General features: G+C 45.4%; 19 protein-coding genes. 12 read left to right on the forward strand and 7 right to left on the reverse strand.

What is annotated here, in order from left to right:
- The first annotated feature begins 47 nt into the window (after nucleotides 1-47).
- Nucleotides 48-1,220 carry an MFS transporter gene (locus AC1DP6_RS28885; RefSeq protein WP_477057985.1) on the forward strand — a complete coding sequence of 391 codons (1,173 nt, stop codon included), beginning with the start codon at nucleotides 48-50 and terminating at the stop codon, nucleotides 1,218-1,220.
- A gap of 121 nt (nucleotides 1,221-1,341) precedes the next feature.
- Entirely contained in the window at nucleotides 1,342-1,815 is a 474-nt protein-coding gene (locus tag AC1DP6_RS28890; RefSeq protein WP_477057986.1) for a VOC family protein, read from the forward strand.
- A 6-nt stretch (nucleotides 1,816-1,821) separates the two neighbouring features.
- Here AC1DP6_RS28890 and AC1DP6_RS28895 read toward each other — a convergent pair whose 3' ends face one another.
- On the reverse strand, nucleotides 1,822-2,241 hold the full coding sequence (locus AC1DP6_RS28895; protein WP_477024295.1) for a VOC family protein: 420 nt from the start codon (nucleotides 2,239-2,241) through the stop codon (nucleotides 1,822-1,824).
- 122 nt (nucleotides 2,242-2,363) lie between these two features.
- Between AC1DP6_RS28895 and AC1DP6_RS28900 the strand changes: the two genes are divergently transcribed.
- The gene (locus AC1DP6_RS28900) at nucleotides 2,364-3,356 is read left to right on the forward strand and encodes a GlxA family transcriptional regulator (protein ID WP_477057987.1); all 993 of its coding nucleotides are present in this window, start codon (nucleotides 2,364-2,366) and stop codon (nucleotides 3,354-3,356) included.
- A gap of 2 nt (nucleotides 3,357-3,358) precedes the next feature.
- Nucleotides 3,359-3,799, forward strand: coding sequence for an SRPBCC family protein (locus AC1DP6_RS28905; RefSeq protein ID WP_477024293.1), 441 nt, complete (start codon nucleotides 3,359-3,361; stop codon nucleotides 3,797-3,799).
- A gap of 2 nt (nucleotides 3,800-3,801) precedes the next feature.
- On the opposite strand, the gene AC1DP6_RS28910 is transcribed toward AC1DP6_RS28905, so the two are convergent.
- Nucleotides 3,802-4,431 (reverse strand): hypothetical protein, encoded by a 630-nt coding sequence (locus tag AC1DP6_RS28910; protein WP_477057988.1) that lies wholly within the window; start codon nucleotides 4,429-4,431, stop codon nucleotides 3,802-3,804.
- A gap of 142 nt (nucleotides 4,432-4,573) precedes the next feature.
- On the opposite strand from AC1DP6_RS28910, the gene AC1DP6_RS28915 reads away from it, so the two are divergent.
- Nucleotides 4,574-7,198, forward strand: coding sequence for a glycoside hydrolase family 2 protein (locus AC1DP6_RS28915; protein ID WP_477057989.1), 2,625 nt, complete (start codon nucleotides 4,574-4,576; stop codon nucleotides 7,196-7,198).
- A gap of 132 nt (nucleotides 7,199-7,330) precedes the next feature.
- Nucleotides 7,331-7,807: a GNAT family N-acetyltransferase gene (locus tag AC1DP6_RS28920; protein ID WP_477057990.1), complete on the forward strand. Its 477-nt coding sequence runs from the start codon at nucleotides 7,331-7,333 to the stop codon at nucleotides 7,805-7,807.
- Here AC1DP6_RS28920 and AC1DP6_RS28925 read toward each other — a convergent pair.
- Both AC1DP6_RS28925 and AC1DP6_RS28930 read right to left on the reverse strand, forming a co-directional pair.
- The gene (locus tag AC1DP6_RS28925) at nucleotides 7,799-8,878 is read right to left on the reverse strand and encodes a mechanosensitive ion channel family protein (RefSeq protein ID WP_477057991.1); all 1,080 of its coding nucleotides are present in this window, start codon (nucleotides 8,876-8,878) and stop codon (nucleotides 7,799-7,801) included. The genes AC1DP6_RS28920 and AC1DP6_RS28925 overlap by 9 nt on opposite strands.
- 44 nt (nucleotides 8,879-8,922) lie before the next feature.
- Nucleotides 8,923-9,954 (reverse strand): NADP-dependent oxidoreductase, encoded by a 1,032-nt coding sequence (locus AC1DP6_RS28930; protein WP_477057992.1) that lies wholly within the window; start codon nucleotides 9,952-9,954, stop codon nucleotides 8,923-8,925.
- Between the two features lie 81 nt (nucleotides 9,955-10,035).
- Between AC1DP6_RS28930 and AC1DP6_RS28935 the strand changes: the two genes are divergently transcribed.
- Nucleotides 10,036-10,419, forward strand: a complete 384-nt coding sequence (locus AC1DP6_RS28935) for a winged helix-turn-helix transcriptional regulator (protein ID WP_477057993.1) — start codon at nucleotides 10,036-10,038, stop codon at nucleotides 10,417-10,419.
- A gap of 158 nt (nucleotides 10,420-10,577) precedes the next feature.
- Here AC1DP6_RS28935 and AC1DP6_RS28940 read toward each other — a convergent pair whose 3' ends face one another.
- The gene (locus AC1DP6_RS28940; RefSeq protein ID WP_477057994.1) at nucleotides 10,578-11,246 is read right to left on the reverse strand and encodes an NAD(P)H-dependent oxidoreductase; all 669 of its coding nucleotides are present in this window, start codon (nucleotides 11,244-11,246) and stop codon (nucleotides 10,578-10,580) included.
- 92 nt (nucleotides 11,247-11,338) lie between these two features.
- Here AC1DP6_RS28940 and AC1DP6_RS28945 point away from each other — a divergent pair, with 92 nt between their 5' ends.
- Complete coding sequence (locus AC1DP6_RS28945; protein ID WP_441576063.1) at nucleotides 11,339-11,698, forward strand: winged helix-turn-helix transcriptional regulator; 360 nt, start codon at nucleotides 11,339-11,341, stop codon at nucleotides 11,696-11,698.
- Here the strand turns inward: AC1DP6_RS28945 and AC1DP6_RS28950 are convergent.
- Complete coding sequence (locus tag AC1DP6_RS28950) at nucleotides 11,693-12,334, reverse strand: VOC family protein (RefSeq protein ID WP_477057995.1); 642 nt, start codon at nucleotides 12,332-12,334, stop codon at nucleotides 11,693-11,695. The two genes, AC1DP6_RS28945 and AC1DP6_RS28950, sit on opposite strands and share 6 nt — an antisense overlap.
- Before the next feature lie 82 nt (nucleotides 12,335-12,416).
- On the opposite strand from AC1DP6_RS28950, the gene AC1DP6_RS28955 reads away from it, so the two are divergent.
- From AC1DP6_RS28955 to AC1DP6_RS28965, 3 genes are all read left to right on the forward strand, one after another.
- Nucleotides 12,417-13,001, forward strand: coding sequence for a TetR/AcrR family transcriptional regulator (locus AC1DP6_RS28955; protein ID WP_477057996.1), 585 nt, complete (start codon nucleotides 12,417-12,419; stop codon nucleotides 12,999-13,001).
- Nucleotides 13,002-13,113: 112 nt separating this feature from the next.
- Nucleotides 13,114-13,758 carry a hypothetical protein gene (locus AC1DP6_RS28960; RefSeq protein ID WP_477057997.1) on the forward strand — a complete coding sequence of 215 codons (645 nt, stop codon included), beginning with the start codon at nucleotides 13,114-13,116 and terminating at the stop codon, nucleotides 13,756-13,758.
- Between the two features lie 31 nt (nucleotides 13,759-13,789).
- Nucleotides 13,790-14,248, forward strand: coding sequence for a GNAT family N-acetyltransferase (locus AC1DP6_RS28965; protein WP_477057998.1), 459 nt, complete (start codon nucleotides 13,790-13,792; stop codon nucleotides 14,246-14,248).
- On the opposite strand, the gene AC1DP6_RS28970 is transcribed toward AC1DP6_RS28965, so the two are convergent.
- Nucleotides 14,214-14,702, reverse strand: a complete 489-nt coding sequence (locus AC1DP6_RS28970) for a hypothetical protein (protein ID WP_477057999.1) — start codon at nucleotides 14,700-14,702, stop codon at nucleotides 14,214-14,216. The genes AC1DP6_RS28965 and AC1DP6_RS28970 overlap by 35 nt on opposite strands.
- Before the next feature lie 355 nt (nucleotides 14,703-15,057).
- On the opposite strand from AC1DP6_RS28970, the gene AC1DP6_RS28975 reads away from it, so the two are divergent.
- A complete protein-coding gene (locus AC1DP6_RS28975) occupies nucleotides 15,058-15,378 on the forward strand; it encodes a hypothetical protein (protein ID WP_477058000.1) in 321 nt (106 codons plus the stop codon).
- The last annotated feature ends 193 nt before the right edge of the window (nucleotides 15,379-15,571 follow it).

Raw genomic sequence — 15,571 nt, forward strand, 5'->3', positions numbered from 1 at the left:
GCACATTTGCATAGAAAAGAAAGGCAGGCATTATCAACAAACGGTCAATGAAAAAAATAGCATACATAGGAAGTCTCGGACTTATCGGCATTATTACAACTGAATTTGGCGTCATCGGTATTCTACCGCAGGTGGCCGAATATTATCATATCAGCATAGAAAAAGCGGGGACCCTGCTCAGTGCATTTGCACTCGTCATCGCATTGGCGGGGCCGCTGATGACGCTATGGCTATCCGGCTATAACCGTAAAACGGTGATGGTGATCAGTATCGCGATGTTCCTGATCACGGGTGTGGTATCCTCTTTGTCGCCACCGTTCTGGCTACTGCTGCTGGTGCGGGTATTACCAGCATTTTTGCAGCCGGTATTTATTTCTACCGCCATTACTGCCGCTATAGCGGCAGCAGATAAAAAGGACGAGCATAAAATGATGGCCATTGTGATGGCGGGCATCGGCATGGCTACGGTGACGACTATCCCGTTAGCTACTTATATCGCGGGCGTCTTTGGTAAGTGGCAGTTGTCATTTGTGGTACAAACTGTGATCAGTGCGCTGGCGTTGATCGCCATGCTCACCGCATTACCTTCCATGCCGGTCACGGAAAAGAAATCTTACGGTGCACAATTGAAGATACTCACAAGACCGGCTTTTCTGGCCAGCGCTATCATGGTCTCCTGTATGATAGCGGCGATGTTTACCACCTACAGCTATTTTGCAGACTACCTCGGAAAAGTGAACAACATGTCGCCCGACATGATCAGCATCATGTTGTTGTTATTCGGTGCTGCCGGACTACCCGGTAACTATGTGGCCGGTAAACTGCTGGGACGCAGCGTTACGGGTGCTACGGGAATTTTCCTGGCAGGTATCACACTTATATCTGTTGGCATTTATTTTTCTCCACAGCTGGCGGTGCCATTGGTGATCGTATGGGGATTTTTACATACGCCCTGTTTTCTTACCGGTGGCGCCTATATGATTGCTGCAGCGCCGGAAGCGCCGGGATTTGCCAATAGTCTCGCTATTTCATTCGGCAACCTGGGCGTTTCCCTGGGCACCGCTATCAGCGGATGGGTCATTTCTTCCTATGGTATACACAGCGCTCCCTGGGCTATGCTGGTATTAGGAACCGCGGCTTTGGGAATGTTGCTGGTGAAGGAAGTGCTGGAAGCAAGAGAAAAACGGTATGCATTAAAGGCCGTTCCGGTGGAGGCGTAATCCCAAATCTATATTTGTCGCAAGTGCCCCTTTAGAATGTCGCTTTTGCACCTTAGATATGAGTAGAAGGGCAGGTATCTTTGTAAGGAAATAAAACCTTATTAAACTTAAAAGTACCGTTATGCAAAAGATCACACCGTCGCTATGGTTCAACAACAACGCCGAGGAAGCGATTAATTTTTATGCTGCCATTTTTAAGCAGTCAAAAGTGCTGAATAAATCCTACTACGGAGAAGGGGCTCCTATGCCCAAAGGGACTTTACTGGTCGCCACTTTTGAATTGGACGGACAACAATTTACGGCGATGAATGCAGGTCCTATGTTTCCTTTTACAGAAGCGATTTCCCTGACCGTATATTGTGATACCCAGGAGGAGATTGATTACTATTGGAGCAAACTCACCGCTGATGGTGGAAAGGAAAGTCAATGCGGTTGGCTGAAAGATAAATTCGGCTTGTCCTGGCAGATTACGCCTTCCATTCTCCCCAAACTGATATCCGATAATGACACCGCGAAAGCCGGCAGAGTGTTCGCAGAAGTGATGAAAATGGGTAAGCTGGATATTGCGATACTGGAAAAGGCAGCCAATAGCTAATCATCGCTATTGCCGGGAATTACCTTCAAAATTGATGAGCCAGTGATGACCAAACTGATCTGTCAGCGCACCAAATAATGCTCCCCAGAAGGTACTTTCCAATGGATGTGTGGCGACACCGTTTTTAGATAGCTTGTCATAAAACGTCCTCGCTTCGGCCTCACTGTTACAGTTCAGAAATAGAGAAACAGTATTACCGGCAGTAAGCCCCATTTCGGGCACCATATCGGAGCCGGTAAGTACCAGGGGGCCTTTGGTAAGACTGGAATGTAAAATGAACGGTTTCATAAACGCAGGGATACCAACAGACATAGGGGATTCTCCGATAGTTTGAAGGGTTAATTCTCCACCCAGGCATTCTTTATAAAAAGTCATTGCCTCCCGGCAGTTGCCGTTAAAAGTAAGGTAGGTATGGATGATTGTCATTGCAGCCGGTTTTGTGAGTGAAAAATATATTACAAAAATCGTAAGGTACCGGCACAATGAAGGGGGGAGATAGCGACAATTCGTAGGTTAATTGCGGCATAAATTACTTTATATTCAATGTTATGATACATATCTCCATACTGGTTCCGCTCGGGCATACCAGCGTTGTTAATATCGAAGGCAGCTATCAGATCTTCTCCGAACTGAACAGCTTCCTGGCCGAGAAGGGAAGGGCGCCCATATTCCAGGTGCAGCTGGTAGGACTCAGCCGGGTGGTTAATCAGCCCAACCGGTTATTTACCATCTCACCGGATGTATTGGTAAAAGATGTAAAGAAAACAGATCTTATCATCATACCCGCCATTCATGGAGATCAGGCGCAGGCTGCCAAAGAGAATAAAGCATTTATTCCCTGGATGATAACACAACACGCGAAAGGCGCAGCTATCGCCAGTCTTTGCCTGGGCGCATTTTTCCTGGCCGCCACGGGGCTGCTGGATGGCAAGGCCTGTGCTACACACTGGAAAATGGCCAAACAGTTCAGGGAAATGTTCCCGGCCGTGCACCTGATGGATGATAGAGTGATCACAGAAGAAGACGGCATCTACACCAGCGGTGGCGCCTATTCTTATCTCAACCTGATTGTGTACCTGGTGGAAAAATATGCCGGCAGAGACATTGCTATCATGGCCGCAAAGGGTTATGAAATCGACCTGGACCGGCAAAGCCAGTCTCCCTTTATCATCTTCGAAGGACAAAAGACCCATAACGATGAGCCCATCCTGAAAGCACAGGAATTTATTGAAGCCAGTTACCAGGATAAAATCACCGTGGAACAGTTATCTGATCTGACAGCCATCGGCAGAAGAACATTTGAAAGAAGATTCAAAAAATCGACCGGTAATACGGTGGTCGAATATATTCAGCGGATTAAAATTGAAGCAGCAAAAAGGGATTTTGAAACCAGCAACAAAAATATCAATGAAGTAATTTATGACGTAGGTTATGTGGACACCAAAGCATTCAGAACAGTGTTCAAAAAAGTAACCGGGCTAACACCGCTGGAGTACCGAAATAAATACAATAAACAAACCTCTAATTTTGTAAATGCGTAGCTATGGAAAAGTTAACATTCAAAACATCGATTAATGCTCCCCGTAACAAAGTATGGGAAGTGCTCTGGGGCAACGAAAGCTATCCTGCCTGGACCGCCGTTTTTGCAGAAGGCTCCAAAATGGAAACAGACTGGCAGGTAGGTGGCCGGACATTGTTTGTAGATGGAAGTAATGATGGCATGGTATCTACCATTGCAGCCAAAGTACCCAATGAATACTTGTCGTTCAAACACCTGGGCTATATTAAAGGTGGTGTAGAAGACCTTACCAGCGAAAAGGTAAAAGACTGGGCCGGTGCTACCGAAAACTACACACTTACAGAAGCAGGCGGTGAAACATCTTTACTGGTGGAAGTGGAAACGGAAGAAGCTTATAAAGACTTCTTTTTTACGACTTTCCCAAAAGCGCTGGATAAAGTAAAGGAACTGGCAGAAAAGGGATAGGGCTATCGCACGTCTACACGAAGGGATAAAACATTTGTTATCAGGTTGCCCGCAGCATCCACCTGGTACAAGGTTTTTGAAGGATTTGCTCTCAGGTTCCCCGCCGAATCTACCTTGAACGATGTTTCGGAATCAGGCTCATTTGGTGTGAGCCTGATTACCAGTCTGTCGCTGATAATGTTCTCTTCGGGATGCGGTTCATCCAGCAAAATGAGGCTGTCTTTTATTTTATAGGTTCCTCTGATAGTTCTACTGACAAGTCCTATAGGGGTTATTTTATAGTGGCCGTTTTTCCTGAACTCAAGTATTATATGGTCGGTCTGTGACTTGCCGCTAAATAAAAGCGGTCCTGCATCTCTTTGGCCAAGCACCACACTCATCGCCAGTAAGGTGATGATACAGGTAGCTGAAATCATAGAAGGGATAAGGCTATGCCATGATTTTGTTTTCTCAAAATCATCCAGATCTCTGAAGAAGAACAACAAGGCTACCGTAAAGGTAATGAGGCCAAGTATCCCGGTAAAAAAAAGATGGATGATGTTGAAGTAATCAATGGCCATTATACATCTCCAGGTGAAGAACGCTGATAATACACTGATGCCGGCAATCCTGGCGGATCTTTTTGAAAACACGGTAAGGGAGGTTTAAATGGACATCTAAGATATGCTTTAATCCTCATGTAACTATTCCCGCCGCTTATCATGATCTGTTTTGACGGGGGAGCACGTTACGCTATCTTTGCTCCCTTGACAACAGGCCTGTAAAATAGATCTCATGATATTTCGGACATCAACAATCTCCTGCCTGCTCTTAATGGCTTTTTCGCAGTTATCGGCACAGGAAAAATATGAACTCAACAGCGGATGGCAATGCAGTAACGTTGCCGGGATAAAAGCGACCGGACAACAGATTTCAGATCCAGCGTACCGCCTGTCGGACTGGACACCCGCCACAGTGCCGGGTACGGTGCTGACTACTTTGCTGGATAATAAGCAGGTGCCGGATCCGATGTATGGTATGAACAACGAAAAGATACCGGATATCTATCATACAGGCCGTGATCACTACACCTACTGGTTTGTAAAAGATTTTACAGAGAAGCCAGCTGCCGGAGATGCGCAGGTATGGCTGCATTTCAGAGGTGTGAACGATGGTTGTGACATCTTCTTAAATGGACATAAAGTAACAGCATCGACACACTTTGGCGCTTACCTGCGTCAATCCTATAACATTACGCCCTGGCTGGCGAAGAGCGGTAAAAACCGTCTCGCTGTGATCGTGTACCCACCGGTGTTTCCGGGCAATCCTAACGGCGGACAGGGAGGCGACGGTACCATCGCCAAAAACGTAGGACCGCAATACACCGCTGGCTGGGACTGGATTCAGCCTATGCGCGATCGTAATACCGGTATATGGGATAAAGTGACCATCGAAAAAACCGGCGCGGTACGCATCAAAGATCCACATGTTGTTACCCGGGTACCGGGCATCAGAAAGCCGGACGGACCGCAGGTACCGGCCACGATCCTTGTATCGGCAGACCTGGAAAATGCCAGCGCTAAAAGTATTACCGGCACTTTGCGCTATAAGATAGAAGGCGGCATGGCTACGCAAAAGGTAACACTGGCGCCACATTCCACCACTACCGTGCAACTACCGGATCTGCTGCTGAAGCAACCTTCCCTGTGGTGGCCTGCGGGTTATGGTCCGCAGCATTTGTATCATATGCAGTTGCAGTTCCTTAACAACGGCAACACCGATGATACAGAAGACGTAGAATTTGGTGTACGTGAAATACAAACCTATTGGAATACACATACCCGCAGCCGCGAGATTGCGGTAAACGGGCAAAAGATATTTATTAAAGGCGGTAACTGGATCACCTCTGATGCCATGTTCCGTTTCAGCAAAGAAAGATATGATGCGGAAGTTCGCTTTCACCGCGATATGAACCTGAACCTGATCAGGATTTGGGGTGGTAGTTTAACAGAAAGACCTGAATTCTTTGAAGCCTGTGATAAATACGGGCTGCTGGTATTCCAGGATTTCTGGATGTCGGGCGACTGTAACGGCAGGTGGCAGGATCCTTTGAAGAAAGAAGACCAGTGGACCCGTCGTCAATATCCGGATAACCATTCCCTGTTCCTGGAAAGTGTGGCAGACCAGGTAAAGCTGTTACGTAATTATCCTTCCCTGGCTTTCTGGTGTGGTGGAAATGAAATTACGCCTCCGGCAGATATTTTTCATGCCATGAAAGATTCCATTATACCAGCATTGGACGGTACCCGGTATTTCTTCGACTATTCCAATTCCGACAGCATGTCTTATAATGCCCTGGGAGGCAATGGCGATGGACCTTATGGTATTCAGTCAGTGCCTTACTTCTGGAGCTATCGTACTTTTCCATTTAACTCAGAAGTAGGATCTGTAGGTACCGGCGACTATGAATCGCTGGAGCGATTTTTACCAGCGGAAAACCTGGTAACTCCCAATTCGCAAACAGGCAAAATGGATGCAGTATGGGATTATCATAAGTACATCGCTTATAATAAATCGATCGATCCTTATGGTAAAACCACTGATTTAAGAGAGTGGGCCAACAAGGCACAATTAGTGAACTATGACCAGTATCGCGCGCTCATGGAAGGTTTCAGTGCACATATGTGGGATTGGTATACTGGTGTGATCATCTGGAAAACACAAAACCCCTGGACAGCCTTAAGAGGACAGATGTACGATTATTACCTGGACCCCAACGCCTGTTTGTATGGCAGCCGTAAAGGCGCGGCGCCGCTGCATGTGATGTACGATCCTACGGATGGCATGGTGATGGCGGTGAACAATACCTTTAATTATGCCCGCGATCTGATGCTGGAGTTGAAAGCCTATGATATGAAGGGCCGCGATAGCTTATTGACACAGTTGTTCGTAGAAGTAGGTCCTGCTACCGTACAAAAATTCATGTCGCTGAAAGGAGTGTTAGATAAATTAAGTGAAAAAGAGGGCGTATTCTTTTCTCTGCGTCTCCTTAATACCAAAAAGGAAATAGTAGATGAAAACCTTTACTGGTTGGCAGATGCGGGTGGTAACTATTCCGGTTTGCAAAAGATGCCGGCAGCAGATGTAAAGGTAACAGCGCACAAAGCAGGAGCAGATAGCATTGTGGTGACGATCAGCAATCCTGCCAGTGGGCCGGTGGCGTTCTTCAACCGCGTGTCACTGGTGGATGCGCAAACGAAGAAGAGGATTTTGCCGGTGTTTTACAGCGACAACTACATCTCCGTATTACCGGGCGAACAGAAAAGTGTTAGCATCAGCGGTGCTGCTGTAGCCACTCATAGCGGCGCACAGGTAGAAGTGTATGGAAATAATGTGAAGCGGTTAGCGGTTAGCTTTTAGCTGTTAGCTGTTAGGAAATGCAGCGGAGATTATATTATATGGTCTTCGCTGCATTTCCTAACAGCTAACAGCTAAAAGCTAACAGCTAACAGCTAATAGCATTTACTTTAATAGCGACAAAATCATTCAGCGATGACCTCCCTGCAGGAAGACACTATTATCCGGAAATTAGGTCCGGGCGAAAAGATTCCCTATGACCTGTTATTATTGGCCGATCCTTCTATTATAGCCCTCAATGCCTATTTATCTCTGGCGGAAGTATACGTTATGGAACAGGATCAGCAGGTAATAGGCAGTTATGTATTACTGGCAAACGATCCGGAAGAACTGGAGATTAAAAATATTGCCGTAAATCCTGCCTACCAGGGAAAGGGTTTTGGTAAGATATTATTGCAGGATGCAGCACAACGGGCCAGGGCCAATGGTTTTAAACGGCTTACCATTGGCACCGGCAATTCGAGTATTGCACAACTGTATTTATATCAACGGCAGGGATTTGAGATCACCGCCATTAAGAAAGATTACTTTATGATACATTACCAGGAGCCGATCTATGAAAACGGCATTCAGTGTAAACATCTGATCCTGCTGGAAAAGCGATTAAACTGATGCTTCCTTGTTTTCAATATACGCCCTGGTTTTAGGTAGACTGTCAGGATGATGTTCTCTTACATATTTGATCAGATTTTCCCGGATATAGCAACGGAGATCAAAGGCATTGCCCGAGTTAGCAGCACTCATTAATGCCCTCACTTCAATGGTTCGTTCGCTGGTATTGGTTACCTGCAAGGCTTTTGCACGCTTATCCCATAATGGCGACAGTTCCAGGAGTCTTTCAAATTCTGTTCTAAGCTGATCTACCGGTACCGTATAATCCATATAAAAAAAGGCGGTGCCCAGTATTTCCGCGCCGGTGCGGGTCCAGTTCTGAAAAGGTTTCTCTATAAAATAGTTAATAGGTAAAATCAGTTTACGCTGGTCCCAGATATTGAGCACTACATAGGTCAGTGTAATTTCTTCCACACGTCCCCATTCACCTTCTACTACGAGTACATCATCAATACGAATGGGCTGTGTAAAAGCAATCTGGAACCCCGCGAGGAGGTTGCCCAATGATTTCTGCGCGGCAAAACCAATAATGATACCGCCTACACCTACGCCGGTGAGGAGCCCTGCACCCAGTTTACGCATGCTGTCGAAGCTGAGCAATATTACGCAGGCGGTGAGTATCAATATCAGGGAGACGGATAACTTACGGATGAACTGCAACTGCGTGCGTATTTTCCGTTCTTTCAGGTTGTTGGATTTATTCAGATCATACGCGTGGTAGATATAGTCTTCCATCACTTTGATAATGCCTATCACCAGCGCAGCAAACGACAATGTTAATGCGATCTCCGCCAGTTTACTCATCACCGGCACGTAGTCAGGATTCACCCGCATCAGGGGTAATGCCATATTCAGCAGGAGCAGGGGCAGAAAGTAATTGAATGCTTTGCCTAACCGATAGAGGATACTATGAATCAGCGAAAATTCTTGTTGACCGGAGACTGATTTCCGTAAGAATAAAGATAGTAACAATTTGATGAGCCATCCCGTGATGACTGCAATGCCTGCCAGCATCAGATTCCATAGGAAATTAGGCAGGTGGTCCGCATTTTCTATAAATTGATTCCACATGCGCGCCCATGCCCCAAAGATGATGCCGGTATGTGCCAGCAGTACTATTCATTTTCCGGAAATATTGTCATGACCAGCTTGCGTCCTCTGCTCTGATTGCGTTCCAGCAGATCGTGCGATTGTTGGACTGTTTCCACACTTAACATACCTGTAACATACACCGGAGACGGAGTGAGGATTCCTTTCTCCAGCATGGCCGTGATCTGCCGGAGGCTATCTCCGTAATAACGCAGTTGCCTGGTGAGAGAATAAGCGTAATTGGAAATATTGATGATAACGGCCCCCTTATTGAAAAGTGTTTCTCTGGCTGCCGGAGTAGTGAGCGCTGTTACGTCCTGGTAAATGCCATTGGTGAGGAGTACATCGGCACATAGTTCGGAGAGATGGCCACCTACGAGATCGATAGTTGCGTCAAACAACTGACCGTTCTGTTGTATTAAAATTGTCTGCAATAAATCAGGCAGGCGATAGTCGATGATCTGCGATGGAAGCAATCCTGCCAGCAGCAATTGTTGCTTGCTGTCTTCATTACCTGCCGTCACGCAGAGCTGCGTATATCCTGCAGCCACGAGGAGTTTTACCAGCACTAGTCCTACGCCTCCAGCAGCGCCGCTGATGAAAATGCGGGCAGCCGCAGGCAGTTGCAGGCGTTTGTAGCATTGCAGTGCGGTGAGCGCTGCGGTGGGCACGGCAGCGGCTTCTGCAAAGGATAGGTTGGCGGGTTTATGTACCAGTATTTCCTGCGGCAGACTGATATGCGTAGCATAGGTGCCATTGGAGCCCATACTGCCGGATGCGGCCATCACAGCATCTCCTATGGCAAATTGTTGTACCCCCTTGCCTGTTTTAATGACGATGCCTGAAAATTCGCGGCCCAGTATCGGGGAGTGCATCCGTTTGCGTTCAGTAGCTCCTTGTCTGATCTGATAATCGATCGGATTAAATGAGGTGGCCATTATTTTTACCAGCACATCATTATCTCCCGGTTCGGGTATGGGAAGTGTGGCAGCAGAAAAATTTTCTACGCCGCCAAAGTCATCTAGTACAATTGCCTGCATGTTTTCTTGATTTTTCATGCATCAAAATTATTGCGATGTTGGGTTATATTTGCTATGGGTATACCGGAGGTAACCGGTTTACTATGGAAACCAACAGCTATGGCAATTATAAATATAAAAGGAGATCTGCGGGAAGCAACTTGCCACGAAGAACTTACTGCGATGCGCGACAGTATTGAATTATTCAGTGGTAAATGGAAGCTGCAACTACTGCGGTACCTGGCTTACCGGCCTGAGGAGAGTAACTATTTTAAAAAGATATTAAGGGAGATAGAAGGCATCTCTGCGAGGATGTTATCAAAAGAACTGAAGGTGCTGGAAATGAATTTCCTGGTGACCAGGACTGTCCTGAAAACAAAACCTGTTACCGTAGCATATGCCATTACCTGTTATGGTCAAACGATATTGCCGGTAGCAGAGAGTTTGGTGGAATGGGGGTTGCATCACCGGCAAAAAGTAAAGGCCGCTATCCTGCATAATTAAACGATCTGGTCCTGCAGTGAGTTTGCCACTGCAGGACCAGATTTTACCCGCTATTAACATCCGCTAAAATCTAACGGCTAATAGCTAAAAGCTAACAGCTCTATGGCTCCGGTGGTTCCTATGATGAGCGTATGTGGTTTTGTTGAGGGGTACTTAAATTAGTAACTCGTGATGTTGATGGGTGATTCTTCAAAGATAGTATTCAACCTGGATGTCCAGTTGCTGAGTTCTTTGCTGCGGTCTTCCGGTGTTTGTCTGGCGGGACCGTACACTACTTGTGGTGATAATACCGAAAAGCCGGTGAACTGGAAGATGCCGCGGTGCAGGGGTTTCAGCATGTTATCCATGTCGCCGTTAGAGCCACCGTCTATGTAATCTTCTCTTTTTCCGCCGGTGGTGAGCGAAAGCATCGCTTTTTTGCCACTGAAGATACCGGTTTCGTAAATATGTCCTTGTCCGTAGGTGCGGCCCATGGCAAATACGCGGTCTACCCATCCTTTCATGATCGCAGGTACGCTGAACCACCACAGCGGAAACTGCCAGATCATCAGGTCGCACCAGGCTACTTTTTCCTGTTCATCCGCAATGTTGGGTGCGAAGCCGTTGACGCTGGTAGCGTGTAGTTCTTCCAGTTGTTGTTTGAAAAAATGATGATTGTGTGTGCTGGTGAAGTTGGTACGGTCGGAGGCAGCATTAAATTCCATGGCGTATAAGTCAGATGTTTTTACCTGGTGGCCTGCTGCCTTGAGTGTAGATATAGCCGTGTTAAACATAGCGCCGTTCATGCTCTTTGGTTCCGGATGTGCGTATACAATAAGAATATTCATGTGATTGTTCGTTTATGGGCTCAAAATTATTATATGAATATTACATTTGTAGTACAGCAGCCTATTGTATGCTGCTCACAAAAATGTAAGTAATGGCGAAGAGAAAGGAAACATCAACCAACACAATTAACCTGGAGGAGATCCGCGAAGTATGCGGGATGGCCTTCGCGATGGATATACTGTCCGGCAGATGGAAGTTGAAGATATTATACAAGCTGGAGACAAAGACCCTTCGTTTCAGCGAGTTGAAAAAGAAGATCCCCAACATTACGGATCGTATGCTCACCTTGCATTTGCAGGAGCTGGAGCGGGATGGCCTTGTCAAGAGAACCGTTTACCCTGAAGTGCCACCACGGGTGGAGTACAGTCTTACCGACAGCGCCTTGTTGCTGGTGCCTATCTGGGACCAGTTGAACGAATGGGGGCATATGCATCGGGATCGCGCATTATAATGCGAAAGTGTTTGTTTCACCGTTGTGTTCAATTGTTACTGTAGCAGGGAAGGGCTGTGCCGGTATTTGTGCCGGAAACCAGTTCCTGCCCTGTGCCGCGATGATCAGTAACCCGTTGTCGTCTCCTAATGCCGTAAAAGCCTCCATTCTGGGCTGTTTCGTGAAAACCGGCAAATGCCAGGTGTTGATCAGTTGATCGGCATATGCAGGTACTTCTGCGGCAGCAATCCCTATTTCACTGATGTTGATAATGGTCAGCGTATTCGCTTCCTTTGGCAGGTCGTGCCGTGCAATCAGTTCCAACAGATTTCCATTATTATCATAGAAATAAACCGCGTGGGCGTTCCAGTTGTCGAAAGCGGCGATAGGGCTGTTATCTGTGACGGGTAACAATGTGGTGATTTGCTGCAACCATGTGATGGCTTCTTCCAATAAATCAGGTGTGATATTAAATGCAAAGTGGTACACGGGATGTGTAATGGCTGTTTGCTGTTCAAACGTTAATACCGATGTGCCGGCCTGAAAGCTGATGCTGTTGCTGCTTTGACGAAGTATGGGCAGTTGAAGTTTTGTGGTATAGAAAGCGGTAGTTTGCGCAATATCGTTGGTGTATATGCTGATTTCTTTAATATTCATGATGTCCGTTTATTTAGTACAAATGTACTAAAATAGTTCATTCTTGTACATTTGTACTAATTTTTCTATTTTCGCTGTAGATATGAATACAAAAGACAAGATATTAATTACGGCGCTACGGTTATTTAACGAGCAAGGCATTGATGTGATCACCATCCGGCACATTGCGAAGGAGATGGAGATCAGTCATAGTAACATTCAGTATTACTTTCCCAACGCAGATGAAATTATTACTGCTCTTTATACCCGGCATATTGATGAGCTGAATGCATTGCCGCCACTGGAGAATGGGAGCATTGCCTCCCTGCAGGAGTCGATTGCCGGCATATTACAGCATATTTATCAGTACCGGTTTATCTATATTCACTTTGTGGTAATAGCACGGCGTATACCTGCTGTGAAAAAAGTATATAGTCAGCGGTTTCTTACCCGGCGGACGCAGTTGCTGCAGGTGTTTGAGCATTTCCGGCAGCAGGGTCTCCTGCGGAACGATATACCTGCCGCCGTATGGGAGAGCTTAATCAGGAGTATTTATATCATCGGTGATTTCTGGATATCAGCGAATGAGCTGACTACGGGGTTGAAGGGAAAGAAAGCAGTGGGGTATTATGCGGAGATGATTGGAGATATGGTGTATCCGTATTTGACGGAGAAGGGGAAGAAATGAATTTATCTAGTATTTGCCCGGGCATTGTTTATGTAAGGGAGAGCTACTATATTTGAACGAATGTTAACCTTTTAGCGTGTAGTCATGTTTTAAATCCAGTTAAAAATATATTATGATACTTACCAGTCAGGCCCTGAATGATCTTGAACAGAATACCGCATTAAAGAAAACCTATGCCAGCGCAGGCAGCTGGGGACAAAACAAACTTATGTTCCTACCCATCGTTATCCTGGTATTCAGCGCATTTGCGCTTTACTTTTTTTATGATTTATCGAAAAGAGATGCCACTTATTCCACTTATTCACTGGTTTGTGGCGCCTTGATATTATTATCCATCGTGGCTATTGCAGTGATGCAGAATAAGGCAAAGAAGAAGATACTGGAAAACATCGCTTCGGTACCTGTATGCATAGCGAAGAAAGTGTATGGCAATGATGATACCGGCGTTTACTATTGTATTTACACCAACGGCAGCAAACGTCATGATATCGCATTTATTGAAGGTGTCGCCGATAAAATATTCAATATCGATCAGGAGTCGGATGCAGCGCTGCGTAAGAAAATTAACAATTTGTTTGAAGTAAAACTGGCGAATACCAATGCTCCCGCAGTACTTTTGCCGGAGCAGTTTACCGGGGGAGAGAAAGTATACCAGAAACAGTTTGCTACTACGGCCTTAAGTCACGTGGTGGCGGAGAATGATGGTAAGTTTGCAGTACTCGATTTTAACGGTGTGGCTGTGCCTGTGATGAAATGATTGTTTTGAAGAATACATAAACCAGATGAATATGGAACTTACATTCAGATTGGCTACGAAAGAAGATATTCCTGACATTGTTAATATGCTGGCAGACGATGCACTCGGCGCTGACAGAGAGAATCCAGATAATGCGCTTTCCGACAAGTATCAGAAGGCATTCGAAAGGATTGCGGCAGATCCCAACCTGGAATTAACGGTGGTGGAAATGAATGGTGAATCAGTAGCTACATTTCAATTGTCGTTTATTCAATACCTGGTCAATGAAGGCGGCTTGAGAGCGCAGGTAGAAGCCGTAAGAACCCATTCAAAATACCGCGGACAAGGCATCGGTAAGCGGGTGTTTGAATATATTGTTAACCGGGCGAAAGAGAAAGGGGCCTACATGGTTCAATTGACTTCTGACAAGAAAAGAGTAGATGCGATCAGGTTTTATGAGTCGGTGGGGTTCAAGGCTACGCATGAGGGGATGAAGATGAGGTTGGGGTAGTTGTTTTTCCGTATTGTAAGCGGGCATATTCATGTAGAAAATCGGTGAGTGTTTTTTCATCAAATCCCTCCTTACTATTGACCCAGTATTTGGGTTGTCCATTTTCGATAATCACGAGGGTATAAAATTGCGGCATCCTTAGATAGCGGGCCTGGAACCTAAGCTCCAATGAAGTGGTAGATACGGGGAAATAAATGCTTTTCTTTCTAAGACCCTGGAGGTAGGTCACTATCAGCTGATCTTTTAATACCTGTACTGCAATTGTGTATTTATTGTATAGTGTGAATTTTACGTATAAATAAGTAACTGCTGAGATCAATAGGATGGGAACCAAATACTTATATGGATTGACATTATTGTAGTGGCGGGGGATGAATAATAGTAGCATGGCGAAGTATGCGATGCTTTTGCCGACTAGCTCAAACAGGTGACTATTTGTAGATTTGATTTCCATGTTTTTGGTATAGGTAGGAGTGAAATTACTGCGTTTTGACAATGGTAACAACTTTCGCCGATTTTTCAGGGAATAGTCTTTATGACCGTTAATTTATGTCAATTAGTGTTAAATAGTCTTAAGGAAATCGCTTGTATATTTCCCGCTATTATCCGTTAAATTCAGTACTGATAAGCATTATAAGCTACCGGCTGGTAGCAATTCCCCATTTCCTCCATTATCCTTCACATTAAACTTCGACACCTAACGGCTATCCAACAGTGCAATCCTAATATGCTGAACTAATTCTTACCACTTGTGGCAATTCAGTGTATACCCTGGAGTTAAAATCATCAATAACTTAAAACACACAATTATGATGAAGCATTTTCTTGTAGCAGGTTTGTTAATGGCAACACTTGTATCCGCAAAAACTTATGCGCAACAGCCGCAGCAACAGCAACCACAGCAACAGCATGACCATGAAGGCTTTTTTAAGAAAATTGACACTGATGGAGATGGTAAACTCAGCAAAACTGAGGTAGATGCAGCAGCGAAAGATAATAAAAGGGTTTCCAAATTGAAGGAGAATTTCGATGTAATAGACGCCAATAAGGATTCTTTTCTCGACAAAGAAGAACTGAAGGCTTACCGGAAAAAAGAGGGTGATCAGAAGAAAGAAGGAGGAACGAAGTAATTGTTTTTTTTTAAAGCGGGGCAGCTATCGGGGTATGAACGGTGGACACTATCTCATAAACTGTGTAAATCTGAAAATCGGGGATTCACCTCGATTTTCTTAATTTTAAAACTATATACACAGTATTATGAAAGCAGAAGACTTCATATCAGACGACTTTTTAAAACAATTTAAGACAGGCAAGGAATTGAAT

This window comes from Chitinophaga sp. 01L420, assembly GCF_056399985.1.

Coding starts and splice junctions, on each gene's coding strand:
- AC1DP6_RS28885 (WP_477057985.1), top strand. CDS start 48: ATGAAAAAAATAGCATACATAGGAAGTCTCGGACTTATCGGCATTATT.
- AC1DP6_RS28890 (WP_477057986.1), top strand. CDS start 1,342: ATGCAAAAGATCACACCGTCGCTATGGTTCAACAACAACGCCGAGGAA.
- AC1DP6_RS28895 (WP_477024295.1), bottom strand. CDS start 2,241: ATGACAATCATCCATACCTACCTTACTTTTAACGGCAACTGCCGGGAG.
- AC1DP6_RS28900 (WP_477057987.1), top strand. CDS start 2,364: ATGATACATATCTCCATACTGGTTCCGCTCGGGCATACCAGCGTTGTT.
- AC1DP6_RS28905 (WP_477024293.1), top strand. CDS start 3,359: ATGGAAAAGTTAACATTCAAAACATCGATTAATGCTCCCCGTAACAAA.
- AC1DP6_RS28915 (WP_477057989.1), top strand. CDS start 4,574: ATGATATTTCGGACATCAACAATCTCCTGCCTGCTCTTAATGGCTTTT.
- AC1DP6_RS28920 (WP_477057990.1), top strand. CDS start 7,331: ATGACCTCCCTGCAGGAAGACACTATTATCCGGAAATTAGGTCCGGGC.
- AC1DP6_RS28925 (WP_477057991.1), bottom strand. CDS start 8,878: ATGTGGAATCAATTTATAGAAAATGCGGACCACCTGCCTAATTTCCTA.
- AC1DP6_RS28930 (WP_477057992.1), bottom strand. CDS start 9,954: ATGAAAAATCAAGAAAACATGCAGGCAATTGTACTAGATGACTTTGGC.
- AC1DP6_RS28935 (WP_477057993.1), top strand. CDS start 10,036: ATGGCAATTATAAATATAAAAGGAGATCTGCGGGAAGCAACTTGCCAC.
- AC1DP6_RS28940 (WP_477057994.1), bottom strand. CDS start 11,246: ATGAATATTCTTATTGTATACGCACATCCGGAACCAAAGAGCATGAAC.
- AC1DP6_RS28945 (WP_441576063.1), top strand. CDS start 11,339: ATGGCGAAGAGAAAGGAAACATCAACCAACACAATTAACCTGGAGGAG.
- AC1DP6_RS28950 (WP_477057995.1), bottom strand. CDS start 12,334: ATGAATATTAAAGAAATCAGCATATACACCAACGATATTGCGCAAACT.
- AC1DP6_RS28955 (WP_477057996.1), top strand. CDS start 12,417: ATGAATACAAAAGACAAGATATTAATTACGGCGCTACGGTTATTTAAC.
- AC1DP6_RS28960 (WP_477057997.1), top strand. CDS start 13,114: ATGATACTTACCAGTCAGGCCCTGAATGATCTTGAACAGAATACCGCA.
- AC1DP6_RS28965 (WP_477057998.1), top strand. CDS start 13,790: ATGGAACTTACATTCAGATTGGCTACGAAAGAAGATATTCCTGACATT.
- AC1DP6_RS28970 (WP_477057999.1), bottom strand. CDS start 14,702: ATGGAAATCAAATCTACAAATAGTCACCTGTTTGAGCTAGTCGGCAAA.
- AC1DP6_RS28975 (WP_477058000.1), top strand. CDS start 15,058: ATGATGAAGCATTTTCTTGTAGCAGGTTTGTTAATGGCAACACTTGTA.